This is a genomic window from Bacteroides sp. 3_1_23, from assembly GCF_000162555.1.
Lineage (GTDB): Bacteria > Bacteroidota > Bacteroidia > Bacteroidales > Bacteroidaceae > Bacteroides > Bacteroides ovatus.
In genome coordinates, this window is sequence record NZ_GG774949.1 from 3,000,909 (window position 1) to 3,021,873 (window position 20,965).

The following is a 20,965-nucleotide window of genomic DNA, read 5'->3' on the forward strand; positions in this document are numbered from 1 at the left end:
TTATTTTCTTTTTTTGATGTATATTTGTACGTTGTAGATATGACTTGTTGCATTGTAACTCTTAATGATGTGGTGTCTTTAAAGTTACTAAAAAGCAAACATATCTACAACTTTTAATAGGATTAAGAAAGAAGAAGACAGTTGAAATAAAAAAGAGATTACCACCAAATTTGACGAAGAACCGAATTCTTAATTCTTTTTCCAGAAATCGGAAGTGAAAAGCAATAATACTGTAAACAATTCCAAGCGTCCCAAGAGCATTAAGAAAGAAAGCAGCCATTTGGCAGCATCAGGCAATGCACTCCATGAGAAAGCCGGACCACATCTGCCGAGGCCTGGTCCCATATTACCTATGCTTGAGATTACGGTTCCTATTGATTCCAGAAAACCGACTCCTAAGCCCATCATGACAAGTACACTGATGATAACAATGACCACATACAAAAAGGTGAAAGCCAATACAGTAGACTGAATGGAAGGAGAAATAACTTGCTTATTTACCCGCACCGGGAGTATGGCGTTAGGGTGAAGAATATGTTTGAATTCATTTTTCACTACTTGAAACAGGATAACCATACGAATACACTTGATACCTCCTGTTGTACTGCCGGCACAAGCTCCGATAATCATCACAATGATGAGACAGCCCCAGAGGATAGAAGGCCAGAGCATATAGTCAGCTGTGACGAATCCCGTAGAAGTTTGCAATGAAACCACTTGGAAAAGCGATTTCCGGAATGCCTCCTCTACTCCCATAGAAGAAGTCTGATGGAGCCAGATAGCAATGAATAGAGTGAAGAATGAAACACAAATAAAGTAGAACTTCAGTTCCGCATCATGTAGGAACTTCTTAATTTTCCCATTAAACATCAACAGCAGCAACGTGAAGTTAATTCCTGAAAGGAACATGAAAATGGAAATTACATAGTCTATATAAGGTGAATGGTAATATTCAATGCTGGCCTGTTTAGTAGAGAACCCACCGGTACTGGTCGTTGCAAAAGCATGACATATACTATCGAATATGCTCATGCCACCACCTATTAGTAAAATAATCAGTGTTCCCGTCATTCCGGCATAAATACCCCAAATCCATTTAGCAGTGATGCCAATGCGGGGATGCACTTTATCATGAGTAGGTCCGCTGGCTTCTGCTGCGAACACCTGAATTCCGCCCACACCAAAAATCGGCAGAACAGCAATGGTGAAGAATACAATACCCAAACCACCTATCCATTGCGTCATAGCGCGCCAGAAAAGTATTCCGTGGGGCATCGACTCTATATTATTCAGAATAGTGGCACCTGTACTGCTAAATCCGGACATCGTCTCAAAAAATGCATCCGCAACATTGGGAATATATCCTCCTATATAATAAGGTAACATTCCGAAAAGGGAAAAGGTAACCCATGCTGCGCTGACGATGACATATCCATCACGGCGATTCAAGGATTTCACAGCGTCTTTCCCGATGGCAAGCAGCAGAAAGCCAATACAGGCTGTGACAGCAGATGAAATCAGGAAACTCTGCAAGTCATTCTCTTTATAAAAAAGAGAAACCGCTCCACAACATAACAGCATTGCTGTTTCTATCAGAAGCAGAAAGCCCAGAATCCGGAATATCATCTTTGAATTAATCATAAATTGGTTTAGTTATCTTATGCTTAATTAAAGAACTTCTCAATCTTTTTAATCATCATACTCAGACAGAATACGACTACATGGTCGCCGGGACGGATTTGTGTATCACCCGTCACCAAGATACCTTCTCCGTTACGGATCATTCCTCCGATGGTAGTTCCCTTCGGGAGTCCCAGGTCTTTAATCAGGTGTTTGGTGATTTTTGCACCTTCCGGTACAGTGAATTCAGCAACATCCGCATTGGCAAAAGTAAGACATTTCACATTAGACACATCGGCATCCAACATCATTTGGTAGATATGGCTGGCAGCAATCATTTTTTTATTGATAACAGTACCGATGTCAAGGCTTTCCGCCATACCGATATAGTCGATATTCTCCACTTCTGCCACTGTCTTTTCCACTCCCATACGTTTAGCGGCAAGACAGGCTAGAATATTCGTTTCCGAGTTACCGGTCAGAGCAACAAATGCTTCGGTATTCTTTAGTCCCTCTTCGATGAGCAAATCCATGTCGCGACCATCTCCGTTGATAATCATTGTCTTATCATCCAGTAACTCTGTCAGGCGGTTACAACGGTTCAGGTCATTATCAACTATTTTCACCTGCATATAGTCCGGCACATATTGTGCGGTACGGACTGCGATACGGCTTCCCCCCATAATCATCACATTGCGTACGTCGGCATAATCTTCCTTGCCGGCTATCTTACGAATATAAGGAATATACTTGCGGGTAGTGGTGAAATAAACAATATCATGCAATTTAATGACATCGTCTCCACGGGGAATAATCGTTTCCGTTCCACGTTTGATGGCTACTACGTGATAAGGTATGTTAGGACCGCCTAGCTGATGCAGCGGTATATTCAGGATTTCAGCCTTTTCGCGCATCTTCGTGCCAATCAGAACTAGAGAACCTCCACAGAACTCCCACCATTGGCGTACCCAGCTCATACGCATGGAAGATACGATTTCTTTGGCAGCCAGCATTTCCGGGTAAATCAGAGAATCTACTCCCAACTTCTGGAAAAACTCTTTATTTTTGGGCAGAAGATATTCGTAATTGTCGATACGTGCCACTGTCTTTTTAGCTCCCAGATTGGTAGCCAGCATACAGGCAGTCATGTTACGGCTTTCGTCCGGTGTGACTGCGATAAACAGGTCGGCTTCTTTGACGCCCACTTCTTTCAATCCGGAGATGGAAGAAGGAGAAGCGGCAACAGTCAGCAAGTCAAAATTGGCACTAAGAGCGCTTAGTTTCTCTTCGTCATCATCCATCAAGATGATATCTTGCTTTTCGCGCGATAACAACTTGGCCAAATGGGTGCCTACGTTGCCGGCACCGGCAATAATAATCTTCATGTCAATTGATAAATTCTTTTATTTTAGTCAGAATCCCTTCTTCATCCATGCCGCACAGTTGATACAGTTCGGCAACTGATCCATGCTCTACAAATAGGTTGGGGATACCGATACGCTTCACGGTTGGTTTGTATTCGTTGTCTGCCATAAATTCAAGGATAGCACTACCCATACCGCCTTTGATAATCCCGTCTTCGATAGTCAGGACACGTTGGAATTTGCGTCCTACCTCATGTAATAGCTCTTCGTCCAGCGGTTTCAGGAAACGCAAATCGTAATGGGCGATCGACAGACCGAAATCAGCTTCTGCCCGGGGGATGGCACGGGCAGCTATATTTCCTATCGGTCCGATAGTGATAACCGCAAGGTCGTTGCCCTCTTTCAGTTTCCGTCCTTTTCCTACCGGGATCTCTTCTAGCGGACATTTCCAGTCCACCAGTACGCCGCGTCCACGGGGGTAACGGATCACGAACGGTCCCTTGTCCGGCAATTGTGCCGTATACATCAGGCGACGTAATTCATGTTCGTCCATCGGGGAACTGATAGTCAAATTAGGGATCGGGCGTAAACATGCCATATCAAAAGCTCCGTGATGAGTAGGACCGTCTTCGCCAACCAATCCGGCGCGGTCGAGGCACAAAACAACAGGGAGATTCTGAATCGCTACGTCGTGGATGATATTATCATGCGCCCGTTGCATAAAAGAAGAATAGATATTGCAGAATGGTTGCAGTCCGTCTTTTGCCATCCCACCGGAGAAAGTAACCGCATGTCCTTCGGCGATGCCTACATCAAACGCACGTTTGGGCATTTTCTCCATCAGTATATTCATCGAACAACCGCTAGGCATGGCGGGAGTGACACCGACAATCTTCGGATTGGCTTCGGCAAGCTCTACCAATGTATTTCCGAATACATCCTGGAAAAGCGGAGGCATTCCTTCAGTGTTGGCAATGAAACGTTCGCCGGTGACCGGATCGAATTTGCCGGGAGCATGCCATTCGGTAGCGTGTTTCTCCGCCGGACCGAATCCTTTTCCTTTGATAGTATGTAGGTGCAGGATTTTAGGTCCTTGCATATCTTTGATATCACGTAATACTCTTGCCAGGTTCTTTACGTCGTGTCCGTCTATCGGACCGAAGTAACGGATATTCATCCCTTCGAAAATATTCTGTTGCTGTGCAGCCATTGATTTCAGGCTGTTCCCGAAACGTATGAGCGCTTTGCGACGTTCTTCGTTTAGGATGCCGAGCTTGAATAACATGCGCGAGAGCTTGAAACGTAACTGATTATAGCGGTTGGAAGTTGTCAGGTTGAAGAGATATTGCTTCATGCCTCCTACACTACGGTCAATGGCCATATCATTGTCATTCAGGATAATGAGCAGGTTGTTCGACGTGGCAGATGCATTGTTCAGCCCTTCAAAAGCCAGTCCGCCACTCATGGAACCGTCGCCGATGATGGCTACTACATGGCGTTTGACATCTCCTTTTCTGGCGGCTGCGACAGCCATACCGAGAGCTGCAGAAATAGAATTGGAAGCATGTCCGCACGTGAAAGTATCATATTCGCTTTCTTCCGGAGACGGGAAAGGGCGGATTCCTCCGAGTTTCCTGTTCGTAGAAAAGGCTTCACGGCGTCCTGTCAGTATTTTGTGGCCGTATGCCTGATGTCCCACGTCCCATACAATACGGTCATAAGGTGTATTGTAGACGTAGTGTAAAGCTACGGTCAGCTCCACTGTTCCCAGACTGGCAGCAAAATGCCCCGGGTTGCAGCAGAGTTCTTTAATAATGTCTTGCCTTAATTCACTACATACCTCCGGCAGTTGCTCTACGTCTAGTCTTCGCAGGTCGTCAGGATAATTGATAGTGTTTAGCAAGTTATATATCGGTTCATTCTTCATGATTCGAGGAAATTTAGTGCAAAAATACGAAAAGAAAGTATATTCGCCCCCCTTTTTTTATAAAATCTTATTCGGCATAGGGACGTATCTGTTTTTCCATACTCCCTAAGATTATTGAATCGTGAGGAAAAAGAGGTAGGAAATTGTTTTTTGATTACTTTTGCATATGAAACGTAATGAAATGATGGAAAATCGTATGAACTTTCAAACATCTGTAGAATTGCCTGCCGGGATGCCACCTGTCAGTCATGCAGATCGTATTCTTTTGATGGGCTCCTGTTTTGCAGAAAATATCGGGAGACAATTAATGGACGCCGGGTTTCAGCTGGATCTGAATCCTTTTGGTATCCTTTATAATCCTTTGTCCGTCTCATCCGCTTTGAGAGAGATTATGGGACATAAAGAATATACCAGCCAGGATTTGTTTGCCTACAAAGACTTATGGCATAGTCCGATGCATCACGGCTCTTTTTCAGCTTTTACGCCCGAAGAAACGTTGCATACCATAAATGCCCGTCTTCATCACGCCCATCAAAGACTACCGGAGTTGAACTGGCTAATGGTAACTTTGGGCACCGCTTATGTTTATAAACAAAAAGAGAGTGGGCAAGTGGTAGCCAACTGCCATCAACTGCCGGAAAACCATTTCTTACGTTACCGGCTTACTGTTGAAGAAATTGTAGAAGATTATACAGCGCTCATCACCGGAATGGCAGCCTGCAATCCGGAATTAAAATGGCTGTTTACAGTCAGCCCGATCCGTCATATACGCGACGGAATGCACGCCAATCAATTAAGTAAATCTACGTTGTTACTGGCCATCGACCGGTTGCAGCAATTGTTCCCGGAACGAGTGTTCTACTTCCCCTCTTATGAAATCATATTAGACGAATTGCGTGATTATCGCTTCTATGCTGACGATATGCTGCATCCGTCTCCTCTGGCGATTCGTTACCTGTGGGAACGCTTCTCCGAAACCTTCTTTTCCGCTGAAACAAAGCAGGTTATCATGGCAGTGCAGGACATCCGCCGGGACTTGGCACATAAACCCTTTCACCCCGAGTCAGAGGCGTATCAACGCTTTTTAGGACAAATAGTGTTAAAAATAGAACGACTTATCGGAAAATACCCGTACTTAGATTTTCAAAAAGAAACAGAACTATGTCATATGCGATTGAATCCATAGCCAAAAGTATCGGTGCCCGCCGTATGGGCAAACATAAAGCGACTATTGATTGGCTGTTAACAGACAGCCGCTCTTTGAGTTTTCCGGAAGAAACTCTCTTTTTTGCTTTAACTACCAAACGAAATAGCGGAGTCCGTTATATCCCCGAATTATACGACCGGGGCGTACGCAATTTTGTAATAACAGAAGAAGACTTTAAATTAATTGAGAATGGAGAATTGAAAATGGAGAAATCTGGGCAGGATGATGATGCGCAGCCAATTCTCAATTCTCAACTCTCAACTCTCAATTTCCTTATCGTTCCCAATCCTCTGAAGGCTTTGCAGAAGCTTGCCGAAGCGCATCGTGATAAATTTAAAATCCCTGTGATCGGTATCACCGGAAGCAATGGAAAAACCATTGTGAAAGAGTGGTTGCACCAGTTACTTAGTCCGGATCGTTGTATCGTCCGTTCTCCGCGTAGCTATAATTCGCAGATCGGAGTTCCTCTTTCTGTATGGCAACTTTCAGAAGAAGCAGAACTGGGCATCTTCGAAGCCGGCATCTCCGAAATGGGAGAGATGGGAGCCTTGAAACGAATGATAAAGCCTACCATTGGTATTCTGACCAATATCGGCGGTGCCCATCAGGAAAATTTCTTCTCATTGCAAGAGAAATGCATGGAGAAACTGACGCTTTTCAAAGACTGCGATGTAGTGATTTACAACGGCGATAACGAATTAATCAGTAATTGTGTCGCAAAATCAATGCTGACTGCACGTGAAATAGCCTGGAGCCGTAGGGATATTGAACGTCCGTTGTATATCAGCCGTGTAATCAAGAAAGAAGATCATACCGTTATATCCTATCGTTATCTGGAAATGGATAATACATTCTGTATTCCTTTCATCGATGACGCTTCCATTGAAAATGTGCTGAATTGCCTGGCAGCTTGTCTTTACCTGATGACACCTGCCGACCAGATCACCGAACGGATGGCCCGTCTCGAACCGATTGCCATGCGTCTGGAAGTGAAAGAAGGAAAGAATAACTGCGTATTGATTAATGATAGTTATAATTCAGACCTGGCATCGTTGGATATTGCACTCGACTTTCTGGTACGTCGTTCGGAAAAGAAAGGCTTGAAGCGGACACTGATCCTGTCGGATATACTGGAAACCGGCCAAAGTACCGCTACGCTCTACCGGCGTGTAGCACAGTTGGTGCAGAGTAAAGGAATAAATAAACTGATTGGTGTAGGGCAGGAAATATCCTCCTGTTCCGCTCGTTTTGATGACGATCTCGAACGCTACTTCTTTCCTAACACAGAAGCACTTCTTACATCCGGCATACTCAAATCACTTCATTCGGAAGTAATTCTGGTAAAAGGTTCGCGCGTGTTCAACTTTGATTTGGTATCCGAAGAACTTGAATTGAAGGTGCATGAAACCATCCTTGAAGTAAACCTGGGAGCGATGGTCGCCAATCTGAACCATTACCGTTCCATGCTTCGCCATCCGGAAACAAAGGTGATCTGTATGGTGAAAGCATCCGCTTACGGAGCCGGTTCGTACGAAATAGCCAAGAGCTTGCAGGAACACCATGTCGATTATCTGGCTGTGGCCGTGGCTGACGAAGGTTCCGAACTTCGCAAAGCAGGTATTACCGCCTCTATTATAATTATGGATCCGGAGCTTACGGCATTCAAAACCATGTTCGATTATAAGCTGGAACCGGAAGTCTATAATTTCCATCTGCTTGATGCGCTCATCAAAGCAGCAGAAAAAGAAGGAATCACCAACTTCCCGATTCATGTGAAACTGGATACAGGTATGCACCGTCTGGGCTTTGCGGTAGAAGATATACCATTGCTCATTCGTCGTCTGAAGAATCAGAGTGCGGTGATCCCCCGTTCGGTATTCTCTCATTTTGTAGGAAGTGATTCGCCGCAGTTCGACGCTTTCACTCGCAGGCAGATTGAATTGTTCGAGAAAGGCTCGCAAGAATTGCAGGCTGCCTTCTCTCATAAGATTCTCCGTCATATCTGTAATACGGCAGGAATCGAGCGTTTCCCTGATGCACAATTTGATATGGTGCGCTTGGGAATCGGACTTTATGGAGTTAGCCCGATAGACAATTCGATTATACATAATGTAAGTACGTTGAAGACTACCATTCTTCAGATACGGGATGTTCCCCAAGAAGATACGGTAGGATATAGCCGGATGGGGCATTTGGCACGTCCTTCACGCATTGCGGCCATTCCTATCGGCTATGCGGATGGATTGAACCGCCATTTGGGACGCGGCAATGCCTATTGCCTGGTGAACGGAAAGAAAGCTCCTTATGTAGGGAATATCTGTATGGACGTCTGCATGATCGATGTGACGGATATTGATTGTCGGGAAGGCGATCAGGCTATCATCTTTGGTGATGATCTTCCGATTACGGTGTTGTCCGATAAGCTGGATACGATCCCTTATGAAGTGTTGACAAGTATATCGACACGGGTGAAGCGGGTATATTATCAGGATTAGAATTTTCTAATAACCCTGTGTTGTCATAAAAAACAGGGCTAATCTATGTAACCTGTGGTGAAAATGATTATATTTGCAGCAACTATTAAAAACCTCTTATATCAAATAAACTTATGACAAACTTATTATTGTTAGGCTTTTTGCCTAGTGGTTCCGAATGGATTATTATCGCTTTGGTTATCCTTCTTCTTTTTGGTGGAAAGAAAATACCTGAACTGATGCGCGGATTAGGCAAAGGTGTAAAAAGTTTCAAAGACGGTGTGAACGAAGCGAAAGATGAAATAAACAAGGCAAAAGACGAGTTGGACAAACCTGTAGATCCTTCTAAGAACTAAAAGAGCACAACATACGGATGGCAGAAATGACCTTTTGGGATCATTTGGACGAACTGCGTAAGGTGCTTTTTCGGGTAGTTGGAGTTTGGTTTGTATTGGCGATAGGCTATTTTATTGCTATGCCCTACCTCTTCGACCATGTAATACTTGCACCTTGCCACAATGATTTCATATTCTACGATTTATTACGGCATATCGGTAAAACATTTGATTTGACCGATGACTTCTTCACACAACAATTTTATGTGAAGCTGGTCAATATCAACTTGGCTGCTCCTTTCTTTATTCACATGTCGACAGCATTTTGGATGTCGGTGGTGACGGCTATGCCTTATATCTTTTTTGAAATATGGCGTTTCATCAATCCCGCTCTTTATCCGAATGAGAGAAAGGGCGTGCGTAAAGCATTGACTATCGGAACGGTGATGTTTTTCATCGGCGTACTGCTGGGTTACTTTATGGTTTATCCGCTGACTCTCCGTTTCCTGTCTACCTATCAGTTGAGTTCGGAAGTGGAGAATATCTTGTCGCTTAATTCCTATATAGATAATTTTATGATGCTGGTTCTCTGCATGGGATTGGCTTTTGAACTTCCGTTGGTTACATGGCTGCTTTCTTTGCTGGGAGTGGTGAACAAGTCTTTCTTGCGGAGATACCGCCGTCATGCGGTGGTTGTCATCGTGATAGCAGCTGCTATTATTACTCCGACAGGCGATCCCTTCACATTGAGTGTCGTAGCTATTCCACTTTATCTGTTGTACGAGATGAGTATTTTGATGATAAAAGACAAGAAGAAAACCGAAGAGGAAGAGGAAGTAGAAGATGAAACTGGAGATGAAGTTGCCTTGTCCGAAGAATGAAGCGATAGAATCTTATGAAATCCTTTTAGCAGTTTGCCGGGCAGAAGATGCCTATCTTGCCGTAGGATATAAGCAAATGCGCGACTTGCTGGAACGCATTTGTCGCGGGCAAATGCAAAACGAAAGTTTACAGATGACCGATCTTTCCGCACGAATTAGTTTTGTGTCAGCTAAGGTGGGTCTTTCTGTTACAGAGCAGAACCGGCTGCATACTTTCCGGTTAACTTCAAATGCTATCCTGAACCGTCAACAAGAGCCCAACCGGGAACAACTCTTGCGGGATGCGAAAACTCTGGCTTTCTTTATCCGTAAACTCTTGGATGAAGATATTCCTCTGGAACTATATCGACTATTTCCGCGTGCGGATGCCACCTATTTGGTTGCGCCTCCTGCCCGCGAGCGGGTACAGCGGATGCGTGTCTGTTTCCAGTATGCCGACGAACAATATCTGTATGTGACTCCCTTGGATGAAGTTTCTGAGCAACCATACCTTGTCCGTTATAATGTTCCTCAAATCAATGAAGAGTTTGCAGAAACGTGCAAGCTGCTTTGGCGGCATGCGCAAGTCAATTTATTGGATGTAGCCATCGATGAAGCAGGAATCCTGACCCCTTCTTTTATCGTACTCGAACCGGATTACTTGCTCGACATCAGTTCCCTTGCCGAGTGTTTCCGTGACTACGGACACCATCCGGCCAACTATTTTCTTTCCCGTCTTCAACCGATCGAAAATGCTCGTCCTTTATTACTGGGAAATATAGCCAACCTTTTTCTGGACGAATGGATTCATGCAAAGAGTGAAGAGATAGACTATCGTACCTGTATGCAGAAAGCCTTCCGGCGTTATCCTATTGAACTGGCCGCCTGCTCTGATTTGCGAGACAAGGAGAAAGAACGCCAATTCTTTGAAGACTGCAAATTGCACTTCGATCATATTCGTGAAACAGTAAATGACACCTTTCATGCAGCCGGCTATGAGCTTGACAAGACAGATGCCGTGCTCGAACCATCTTATATTTGCGAAGCACTCGGACTCCAGGGACGTCTTGACTATATGCAGCGGGATATGTCTTCTTTTATCGAAATGAAATCCGGTAAAGCGGACGAGTATGCTATCCGGGGCAAGGTAGAACCGAAAGAGAATAATAAAGTACAGATGTTGCTTTATCAGGCGGTATTGCAATATTCGATGGGAATGGATCACCGAAAAGTGAAAGCTTATTTGCTTTATACCCGCTATCCGCTTCTTTACCCTTCCCGTCCTTCGTGGGCGATGGTACGCCGGGTAATTGATTTGCGTAACCGGATTGTAGCCGATGAATATGGCATCCAATTACGAAACAGCCTGGAGTATACGTCACAAAAACTGGAAGAAATCAATGCTTCCACCTTGAATGAACGAGGATTGAAAGGGCGTTTCTGGGAAACATACCTGCGTCCTTCTATTGATAACTTTCAATCGAAGCTGAAAGCTCTTTCCGCATTGGAAAAGAATTACTTCTATGCGGTGTACAACTTTATAACAAAGGAACTTTATACCTCAAAATCCGGTGACGTGGATTATGAGGGACGTACAGGGGCAGCTTCTTTGTGGCTCTCTACATTGGCGGAGAAATGTGAGGCTGGAGAAATCATTTATGATCTGAAAATAAAGGAGAACCATGCCGCCGATGAATATAAAGCCGGACTTACTCTTACCGCTGGAAGTGAGATGCTTCATGCTGAAACTTTCCTTCCTAATTTCCGTCAAGGCGACGCCATTATCCTTTATGAACGAAACTGTGATACAGATAATGTCACCAATAAAATGGTTTTCAAAGGCAATATCGAGTATCTGACAGAAAACGAAATAGGTATCCGCTTGCGTGCTACCCAGCAGAATCCATCCGTACTTCCGGCCGAAAGCCTTTATGCCATAGAGCATGATACAATGGATACGACATTCCGCTCGATGTATCAGGGATTATATGCTTATCTTTCTGCAAGAAAAGAACGTCGTGACTTGTTGCTGTCACAACGTCCTCCGAGGTTTGATAAATCATTGGATTCCATGATTTTCTGTTCGGAAGACGATTTTACGCGAGTCGCCCTGAAGGCAAAAGCCGCACAGGACTATTTCCTTCTTATCGGACCTCCGGGAACAGGCAAGACTTCATGTGCCTTGAAGAAAATGGTAGAGACTTTCCATGCAGACAAGGATGCGCAGATTCTTTTGCTTTCCTATACCAACCGGGCGGTTGATGAGATATGCAAGTCGTTGGCTTCCATTGCTCCGGCAGTTGACTTTATCCGGGTAGGAAGTGAATTGTCATGTGATGAAGCCTACCGCGGGCATCTGATTGAAAATGAATTATCCTCTTGCAACCGTCGTTCGGAAGTTTACGAGCGTATTCGGAATTGTCGGATTATTGTGGGAACGGTAGCGGCTATTTCCGGTAAGCCGGAACTGTTTCGCTTGAAACATTTTGATGTAGCTATTATTGATGAGGCTACCCAAATCCTGGAACCGCAGTTGTTAGGAATCCTCTGTGCACGTGGAGAAGATGAAAAAGATGCAATAGATAAGTTTGTATTGATCGGAGATCATAAGCAACTGCCTGCTGTTGTGCAGCAAAACGCGGAACAGGCGGCAATCTATGATGAATCATTACTGTCTATCGGATTGAGCAATCTGAAAGATTCTTTGTTCGAACGTCTTTATCGGAACTGTACGGCAGCCTGTTCATCGTCTGCTATTCATCGTTCCTATGATATGCTTTGTCGTCAGGGACGCATGCATCCGGAAGTTGCCTTATTTGCCAATCGTGCTTTTTACGGGGGGCGGCTGATTCCTGTCGGACTACCTCATCAAATAGAGGACTCGGACACGATCTGCCGTTTAGCCTTTTATCCGTCTGTGCCGGAGAAAGCAGGAGCATCTGCCAAAATCAACTATTCGGAAGCACGTATCGTTGCGGATTTAGCCGTTCGCATTTATGAACACCATCAGTCGGATTTTGACGAATCCCGTACTTTAGGAATCATTACTCCTTACCGGAGTCAGATAGCATTGATTAAAAAAGAAATAGAATCAGTAGGTATTCCGGTTTTGAATCGCATTCTGGTTGACACGGTGGAGCGGTTCCAGGGAAGCGAGCGTGATGTAATAATCTATTCCTTCTGTGTCAACTACCCTTATCAATTAAAATTTCTATCCAATCTGACAGAAGAAGAGGGTGTTTTGATTGACCGGAAACTGAATGTTGCCTTGACCCGTGCAAGGAAACAGATGTTCATCACGGGAGTTCCCGAACTCTTGGAACGCAATCCTCTCTATAAAAGTTTATTAAAATTAATAGAAGGCTCCTGAAAAATTGCATCATTTTTGCAGATGTTAGTTTTTATTCTCTCTTTATGCAATTCATTAACACCTCTATATTGAACAAACGCCTATATTTGCAACACGTTTTTTTCATAGAGATTTAGATTTAAGGTTAGAAGAATTGTGGAAGTCGTGAGACTTCCCTTTTTTTCATCTTAACGTTTACTATACTTCATTATAGGAATGCAAAACACTGTTTTTTAGTGTTACGTTTAAAAAAATTGCAGGAGGATGATGCAGGATAAGTAAACCTAAAAAGCCTTCTTCGTGAGAAGAGGCTTTTTTATTTTTCATTTTTTGAATAATTGGTTAAAAACAAAAGAGTAATCCGGCGACGGATTACTCTTTTGTTTTTATTGATAGTATCTATTGAAATGGAATTAATCCAATACGATAGGTTTGTATTTCGGAACTAATGCCTTCATGATGACCCAACCAAGCAGATAAGCTACTGCACACACGCAGAAAATTATGAAATATCCGGCAGGTTTACCTTCGAAGCCCATGAATGTCATGGCAGGGTGTACGAATTGTGCTCCTTGTTCGAGCAATTCTTTCGTCATTTCCACCTCTTTGCCGTCAACCATTGTTGTTCCGGAAGCATATACGAACAAGTTACCTGCCACTTTCTGAAGAATCATAGAACCTACGCCTCCTGCCATACCACCGATACCGGTAATACTTGCAATAGCCGTTCTTGGGAACATATCACCTACAGTAGAGAAGATGTTAGCTGACCAGGATTGATGAGCAGCACCACCGATACCGATTAAAATAACCGGGAACCATGGAGAAACCGTACCTAACGGCTGTGCCAACAATACAACCAATGGGAAGAAGGCGAAGATCAACATCGCTTTCATACGGGCTGCATAAGGATTCATACCCGTTCTGTTGATGAAGATGGTAGGTAATTTACCACCATAGATGGATAACATGGTTACCGCATAAAGCGTAAAGATTAATGCCATACCCAACGGGTCGGAGGTTTTGATGCCGAATTGAGTATTCAGATAAGACGGAGTCCAGAAAAGGAAGAACCACCATACACCGTCAGTGGTGAACTTACCGAAGATGAAGGCCCATGTCTGCTTGTAGCTGAAACATTGCCAGAACTTCATTCTTTTTTCGTCTTTCTCATCTGTCATTGGAGCACTGCCTGCTTCGCGCTGGTCTTGTTCGATATAATCAAGCTCTGCCTGATTGACATGTTTGCTTTTAGATGGAGCATCGTACATGAATACCCAGAATCCCATCCAAATGAAGCCAAGTCCACCAATCACGATAAATGCCATTTCCCAACCGAACGCTTTGGCTAAGATAGGAATGGTAAGAGGGGCAATCAATGCGCCGATTGACGCACCCGCATTAAAGATGGAAGTAGCATACGCACGGTCTTTTTTAGGGAAATACTCTGCAGTTACTTTAATAGCGGCAGGGAAGTTGCCAGCTTCTCCTAAGGCCAGAATACAGCGGGCAGCGAGGAAGCAATACATACTGACAGTAGCGATAACGACGATAGTGTCTCCTGTTGCGCCAGCCAGTTCTGCTGCGCTGTGGAGACCAACGTGAGCTTCTGTGATGATACCGCAGACAGCATGGAGGCAAGCACCGGCAGACCAGACACCAATGGCCCAAAGGTAGCCTTTTTTAGTTCCCATCCAGTCGACAAAACGACCGGCAAACAGCATACATATAGCGTATACAATCGAGAAAACAGAAGTAATAGTACCGTAATGAGATTCGTCCCAGTGGAATTCCGGTTTGATAAATTCATCCCATGTCAATGAGAGAACCTGACGGTCGAGATAGTTAACTGTGGTAGCAAAAAATAGCATAGCACAGATAGTCCATCTGTAGTTTGTCATTTTTTCGCCTGTTTTTTGAAATGCATTCATGATAATGGATTTAAATAGATTTTGTTTCGTTGACAAAGGTCGGTATTTAGACTGAATTTTATTTGTAAAAATTGGTCAAAATCATGTATTATTCGTTGCATTATAGTTGGATTTTGTTACATCCTATATATAATAAGGTAACGAGTGTTTGTTCTTTGGGGGAAGAATATGCAAAATCCGGAAAACTTCATTCCTTTCTCTCGTAGGAGAAAAGAATGAAGTTTTTCGGATCATTGATTATATGTATGAACAGGAATACGCAACGATTAGCGCATTTCTGTATATTTGATTTTGTCCATATCTCCGTAGTCGAGGTTTTCACCTGCCATACCCCAGATAAACATGTAGTTGCTTGTTCCGGCAGCAGCGTGAATAGACCATTCCGGTGACATGATAGCTTGTTCATTCTGCATCCATACAATACGCTCTTCTTGAGGTTCGCCCATGAAGTGACAGATCGCATTTCCTGCCGGTACATTGAAATAGAAGTATGCTTCCACACGACGAGAGTGAGTGTGTGCCGGCATCGTGTTCCATACGCTACCCGGTTTCAACTCTGTCAGTCCCATCTGTAATTGGCAAGGACCTTCTTCAAGTACGTTGTTAACAATTAACTGGTTGATAACGCGGTCGTTGCTTTCTTCCATCTTTCCGGCAGCAAATGAGTTGGCTTTCAGAGAACCTTTGCGTCCGTCGATAGTAATCAATTGAGTTTTGTATTCCTTGTGAGCAGTAGCCGAGTTGATGTAGAACTTGGCAGGATTGCTGGAATCTTTGCTCTTGAAAGTCACTTTCTGCTTGCCTCTACCTACGTATAAAGCATCTTTGAATTTCAGCGTATATTCTTTACCGTCTACGATTACGATACCTTCGCCACCAATGTTGATGACACCCAGTTCGCGGCGTTCAAGGAAGAATTTAGATTTCAGCGGATCAATCGTTTCAAGTACCAGTTCTTTTGTTGCAGGTACTGCACCACCGAAGATCAGGCGGTCGTACATTGAATAAGTAACGTTGATTTCATTCGGAACCATTACTTTCTCCATCAGAAAGCTACTACGCAGGCGGTTGGTATCATACGTTTTCACGTCTTGAGGACTGCAAGCCACTTGCATCTTGTAATTCACCTGGGCAGAAGCAGACATCGCTGCGATACCCAACATCATTGCAATTGCTAATTTTTTCATCATCTTTTCTTTATAGGATTTATATTATTCTTTATGGGTTGATGCATTCTTTGCGTCATTTCTAGTCATGCGGATACGGTTGTAGATAGCCATTCCGAGTGCCAGTGCCACGAGGATGGCAGGACCGATAATCTTCAGACTGTAAGTCAGGTGGAAGATACCCCAACAGAAGAGGCTGGAAGCAAAGTCGAGTGCTCCACCTTCAAAACCGGCGGGGATATTCACTGTCGGGTCGCCCGTTGCGGCATATACATCTTTGGCGGCCAGTGTGAAGAAGCCTGCCAGTCCTGTCACGAAATACAGACCGACTGTCAAAGCCACCAGACCGATAATAAATGATTTCACTACGTTACCTTTTGTAATAGGCAGAATCATCGGGAACAAGTAGAACATACCTGCCAGAGAAGCCAGCGGTAAAAAACGGTTGCCCGGAAGGATAACAGCCAGGAAGATAGTTACAGGGATTAAAAGTAGAGATACCACCAGGGTAGTCGGGTGACCGATTACCAGTGCAGGGCTCATACCGATGCTCAATCCGGTGTTATTCTTATATTTCTTAGCAATCAGCTCGCGGGTAGCGTCAGAAATAGGTTTCAAACCTTCGATGAAGAGACTGGTGATACGTGGAATTAATTCCATTACCGCACCCATCTTGATACCCAGTCCTAAAATGCCCGGAATACCATCCAACACTTCTTTCCAACTGGCACAACCCAGTGCGCCGATACCGCAACCGATCACAATACCCAGGAACAACGGTTCACCCATCAATCCGAATTTCTTTTTCATGCCTTCCGAGTCGATATTCAGTTTGTCGAATCCCGGGATTTTATCAAGTAGTTTATTAATTACAATGGCAAACGGAACAAAACTTTGGCAAAAAGGTTGCGGAATAGAGATACCTTCCATTTTATCATAGAACTTTTGGAAAGCAGGAGCAGTCATATCCGCCATTACCAGTGTAATGATGTAGCAGATGATTGCTGCAAAGAAGCCCCAGAAGATATTGTCGGAAGCAAAATAGACGATGGCTCCGATAAAGGCGAAATGCCAGTAGTTCCAAAGGTCGATGTTGACGGTGCGGGTTGTTTTGGTAAGCAACATCAGTAAGTTAACACCCAGACAGACCGGGATAATAAAAGCACCGACAGATGTATTGTAGGCAACTGCTGCTGCAGAAGGCCATCCCATGTCGAAAATACCCAGTTCCAATCCGTAGATTTCTACCATTTTACTTAGTGCAGGGCCCAGGCTGCTGGTAAGCAACGCTGTGACTACCGATAAACCAACGAAACCGACACCTACCAATAAACCGCTTTTCAGCGCTTTAGAGAATTTAATACCGATACATACTCCTAAGATTGTGAAAATGACCGGCATCATCACTGCCGCTCCAAGACCGATAATGTACTTGAATACTTCTTCCATTCTGTTCTATTTTTTCTCTGTTTTAATGATAAATTACCTGTGTTTCCCCAGAGGGTATTAGTTGTAAACCGTGCCAAAAGTAAGACCTTTTTTGCTTTCTTCCAAAACGAAACTCTTAATTTATGAGATATTGCATCAAAAATGGACATTTTTGACGTTTGCGTGCACAAAATTAGTCGTTTCCGTGCACGAAAAACAAAAAATGCACCTACTTGACTAAAAAATCCCACTGGCTTTGGAGGAAAAACACTACTTTCGTAGCGTGAAAGACTTGTATGTTTAATCCTTAAAATAACAAACCATGAGACGAACTCTTTTTTATAATTTTTTTATATTGACTCTGCTGGTTACAATGTCACTTCCGGCATCGGCACAACAGGTAGACAGCAGGCTTCCCTGGTCTGTGCGGCTGACTGAATCGGAAATGATCCGTTACCCGGAATCCTGGCAACTTGACTTTCAGCCGAAACTGAAGTGGGATTATTGCCACGGACTTGAACTGGGAGCCATGCTCGATGTGTACGACGCTTATGGCGACAAGAAAATTCGCGATTACGCCATCGCGTATGCGGATACAATGGTGCACGAGGACGGAAGCATTACCGCTTATAAATTAACCGATTATAGCCTCGACCGTATCAACTCCGGAAAAATCCTTTTCCGTATCTATGAGCAGACCAAGAATCCTAAATATAAGAAAGCGCTCGACCTGCTTTATAGCCAGTTTGAAGGACAACCGCGTAATGAGGACGGTGGTTTTTGGCATAAAAAGATTTATCCCCACCAAATGTGGTTGGACGGAATTTACATGGGAGCTCCTTTCTACGCGGAATATGCATTCCGTAATAATCTCCCGCAGGATTATGCAGATGTAATCAACCAGTTTGTCACTTGTGCCCGTCATACGTATGATCCTAAAAATGGTCTTTATCGTCATGCGTGCGATGTAAGCCGCACTGAACGTTGGGCGGACCCGGTGACCGGACAGTCGAAACATACGTGGGGGCGTGCGATGGGATGGTATGCGATGGCTCTGGTAGATGTGCTTGAATTTATTCCGCAGCATGAAGCCGGAAGAGATTCTCTGCTTGATATCTTGAATAATGTAGCTGTGCAGGTGAAGAAACTTCAAGATCCGAAGACTGGAGGATGGTATCAGGTGATGGACAGAAGTGGTGACAAGGGGAATTACGTAGAATCTTCCTGTTCCGCTATGTTTATTTATTCGCTCTTTAAGGCTGTTCGTCTGGGATATATTGACAAGTCTTATCTGGATGTGGCTTTGAAAGGCTACAAAGGATTCCTGGATAATTTTATCGAGGTGGACAGCAATGGATTGGTAACCATCACCAAGGCTTGTGCAGTGGCAGGGCTAGGAGGAAAGGTCTATCGTTCCGGTGATTATGACTATTATATTAATGAAACTATCCGCAATAACGATCCGAAAGCCGTAGGACCTTTTATTATGGCTAGCTTGGAATACGAACGTTTACAAAAGTAATTTCCGACGATGAAAAGGACTATTTTAAAAAAAATGATGTGTTTGCTTCTACTTAGTGTGGGAGTAACATCTGTTTATTCACAACAACAGCAACGCAAAGACACATTAGTTGTGGCACGCGACGGGACAGGAGAGTACCGCAATATTCAGGAAGCTGTGGAAGCTGTCCGCGCTTTTATGGACTATACAGTGACGATTTATATCAAGAATGGTATATACAAAGAAAAAATAGTCATTCCTTCCTGGGTAAAGAATGTGCAATTAGTGGGCGAAAGCGCAGAAAAAACGATTATCACTTACGATGACCATGCTAATATCAATAAGATGGGTACATTCCGCACTTATACGGTGAAAGTGGAGGGGAATGACATTACTTTTAAAGACCTGACGATTGAGAATAATGCGGCTCCGCTGGGGCAAGCGGTAGCTCTTCACACCGAAGGTGACAGGCTGATGTTTGTCAATTGTCGTTTTCTGGGAAATCAAGATACTATTTATACAGGCACCGAAGGAGCACGCCTTCTATTCACGAATTGCTATATTGAGGGGACTACCGATTTTATTTTTGGTCCTTCCACCGCTTTATTCGAATATTGTGAGCTGTATAGTAAACGTGATTCGTATATCACTGCCGCTTCCACTCCTCAAAGTGAAGAATTTGGCTATGTTTTCAAAAACTGTAAGTTGACAGCCGCTCCAGGAGTGAAAAAAGTATATTTGGGACGTCCGTGGCGTCCTTATGCGGCAACGGTCTTTATCAATTGTGAGTTTGGCAATCATATTCGTCCCGAAGGATGGCACAATTGGAAGAATCCGGAGAACGAAAAGACAGCCCGTTATGCCGAATTCGGAAATACGGGTGCGGGTGCAGATGTTTCCGGGCGTGTGGCATGGGCTAAACAGTTAACGAAGAAGGAAGTAGCGAAGTATACTCCGGAAAATATCTTTAAAGAAAGCAGCAATTGGTATCCTTATAAATAAAAACACGTAGGGTTTCCGACTGTTTATATGGCTTGAAATTTTTCTTTCCGGGCTTGGCTCTTTAGTCTCCTTAGCTTGAAACACTCATTTCAAGGCAGGAAACTGTCGTTTCCCTTCGTGGAAACAGAATTTGTCTGCGTGCAAAAAAGATCATATCAGGTGTTGCAGATAAACATCTGTAAAGGTATCTGCAACGGTATCTGCAACACTGCAATAGTTTGATTGCTAATAAAATACAGGCGAAATGTTGCAGATGGCAGATAAAAACAAAAAATAAAGGTTCTTCGTCAAATTTGGTGGTACTTCTTCTATTGTGAATAAATAATCTTCGCTCTCAGTAGTTTAATTCCTGCCCTATTGTACATCTGTCTTTTTACCGCTTTAATTTTATTCACTGTCCCCTCCAGTAATCCGTTACTGAAGGGGATATCAATAGCTGCCTGTACTGCCTCCCAGTCTTTTTCAATACCATATGCAAAGTTCGTCAGTGCCATATTCCGTGTTGCCTTCGCTTTTTCAATCCACTTTCTAATATCCTTATCATAAGTGTTCCCATTAATCATATCTCTGAAATTCTGACACACGCTTAAAAGTTCTTTAATCTGCGGTGAGGACTTATACAGTTCCGCTAGTTTAGGATTATCCGATTCTCCCTTTAGAATGTATTTGCGTATCTGATTCTGTGAAACTCTCTGTATTTTACTTCTGTTTTCAATGCTCTCATTATGCTCCTTGACTTCCTTCCTCTTTTGTTGATACCTTTTTCGTCAAGCTGGATGTTATCCTTCCAATAAGTGCGCC

14 protein-coding genes are annotated in these 20,965 nt (G+C 43.8%); 7 read left to right on the forward strand and 7 right to left on the reverse strand.

The features are described 5' to 3' along the window. Positions 1-189: 189 nt before the first annotated feature. The 3 genes from HMPREF9010_RS12505 to dxs are packed head-to-tail and all read right to left on the reverse strand — an operon-like array spanning position 190 to position 4,911. Positions 190-1,641 (reverse strand): TrkH family potassium uptake protein, encoded by a 1,452-nt coding sequence (locus HMPREF9010_RS12505; RefSeq protein ID WP_008648892.1) that lies wholly within the window; start codon positions 1,639-1,641, stop codon positions 190-192. Between the two features lie 23 nt (positions 1,642-1,664). Beyond that, positions 1,665-3,005: a Trk system potassium transporter TrkA gene (gene trkA, locus HMPREF9010_RS12500; protein ID WP_004305310.1), complete on the reverse strand. Its 1,341-nt coding sequence runs from the start codon at positions 3,003-3,005 to the stop codon at positions 1,665-1,667. A gap of 1 nt (position 3,006) precedes the next feature. Further along, positions 3,007-4,911 carry a 1-deoxy-D-xylulose-5-phosphate synthase gene (gene dxs / locus HMPREF9010_RS12495; protein ID WP_008648894.1) on the reverse strand — a complete coding sequence of 635 codons (1,905 nt, stop codon included), beginning with the start codon at positions 4,909-4,911 and terminating at the stop codon, positions 3,007-3,009. Positions 4,912-5,077: 166 nt separating this feature from the next. On the opposite strand from dxs, the gene HMPREF9010_RS12490 reads away from it, so the two are divergent. From HMPREF9010_RS12490 to HMPREF9010_RS12470, 5 genes are all read left to right on the forward strand, one after another. After that, positions 5,078-6,097 carry a GSCFA domain-containing protein gene (locus HMPREF9010_RS12490; protein WP_008648895.1) on the forward strand — a complete coding sequence of 340 codons (1,020 nt, stop codon included), beginning with the start codon at positions 5,078-5,080 and terminating at the stop codon, positions 6,095-6,097. After that, the gene (locus tag HMPREF9010_RS12485) at positions 6,073-8,613 is read left to right on the forward strand and encodes a bifunctional UDP-N-acetylmuramoyl-tripeptide:D-alanyl-D-alanine ligase/alanine racemase (protein ID WP_004315053.1); all 2,541 of its coding nucleotides are present in this window, start codon (positions 6,073-6,075) and stop codon (positions 8,611-8,613) included. The genes HMPREF9010_RS12490 and HMPREF9010_RS12485 overlap by 25 nt, the downstream gene beginning before the upstream one ends. A gap of 113 nt (positions 8,614-8,726) precedes the next feature. Further along, positions 8,727-8,948, forward strand: coding sequence for a twin-arginine translocase TatA/TatE family subunit (tatA, locus tag HMPREF9010_RS12480; RefSeq protein ID WP_004301497.1), 222 nt, complete (start codon positions 8,727-8,729; stop codon positions 8,946-8,948). A 17-nt stretch (positions 8,949-8,965) separates the two neighbouring features. Further along, positions 8,966-9,808, forward strand: a complete 843-nt coding sequence (gene tatC / locus HMPREF9010_RS12475; RefSeq protein ID WP_032852553.1) for a twin-arginine translocase subunit TatC — start codon at positions 8,966-8,968, stop codon at positions 9,806-9,808. Next, a complete protein-coding gene (locus HMPREF9010_RS12470) occupies positions 9,771-13,157 on the forward strand; it encodes an AAA domain-containing protein (protein WP_008648899.1) in 3,387 nt (1,128 codons plus the stop codon). Before tatC ends, HMPREF9010_RS12470 begins: the two co-directional genes overlap by 38 nt. A 392-nt stretch (positions 13,158-13,549) precedes the next feature. Here the strand turns inward: HMPREF9010_RS12470 and HMPREF9010_RS12465 are convergent, their stop codons facing one another. The 3 genes from HMPREF9010_RS12465 to HMPREF9010_RS12455 all read right to left on the reverse strand — a co-directional run bounded on the left by HMPREF9010_RS12465 (position 13,550) and on the right by HMPREF9010_RS12455 (position 17,682). Continuing rightward, entirely contained in the window at positions 13,550-15,067 is a 1,518-nt protein-coding gene (locus HMPREF9010_RS12465) for an MFS transporter (protein ID WP_004305304.1), read from the reverse strand. A gap of 266 nt (positions 15,068-15,333) precedes the next feature. Continuing rightward, positions 15,334-16,254 (reverse strand): 5-dehydro-4-deoxy-D-glucuronate isomerase, encoded by a 921-nt coding sequence (kduI, locus tag HMPREF9010_RS12460; RefSeq protein WP_008648904.1) that lies wholly within the window; start codon positions 16,252-16,254, stop codon positions 15,334-15,336. Positions 16,255-16,278: 24 nt separating this feature from the next. Beyond that, positions 16,279-17,682, reverse strand: a complete 1,404-nt coding sequence (locus HMPREF9010_RS12455) for a PTS galactitol transporter subunit IIC (protein ID WP_008648905.1) — start codon at positions 17,680-17,682, stop codon at positions 16,279-16,281. A 301-nt stretch (positions 17,683-17,983) separates the two neighbouring features. On the opposite strand from HMPREF9010_RS12455, the gene HMPREF9010_RS0124410 reads away from it, so the two are divergent. Beyond that, positions 17,984-19,183, forward strand: coding sequence for a glycoside hydrolase family 88 protein (locus tag HMPREF9010_RS0124410; RefSeq protein ID WP_032852554.1), 1,200 nt, complete (start codon positions 17,984-17,986; stop codon positions 19,181-19,183). A gap of 9 nt (positions 19,184-19,192) precedes the next feature. After that, positions 19,193-20,164: a pectinesterase family protein gene (locus tag HMPREF9010_RS0124415; RefSeq protein ID WP_032852555.1), complete on the forward strand. Its 972-nt coding sequence runs from the start codon at positions 19,193-19,195 to the stop codon at positions 20,162-20,164. Positions 20,165-20,472: 308 nt separating this feature from the next. On the opposite strand, the gene HMPREF9010_RS25460 is transcribed toward HMPREF9010_RS0124415, so the two are convergent. Continuing rightward, a complete protein-coding gene (locus HMPREF9010_RS25460) occupies positions 20,473-20,880 on the reverse strand; it encodes a transposase (RefSeq protein ID WP_083792327.1) in 408 nt (135 codons plus the stop codon). Positions 20,881-20,965: the final 85 nt, after the last annotated feature.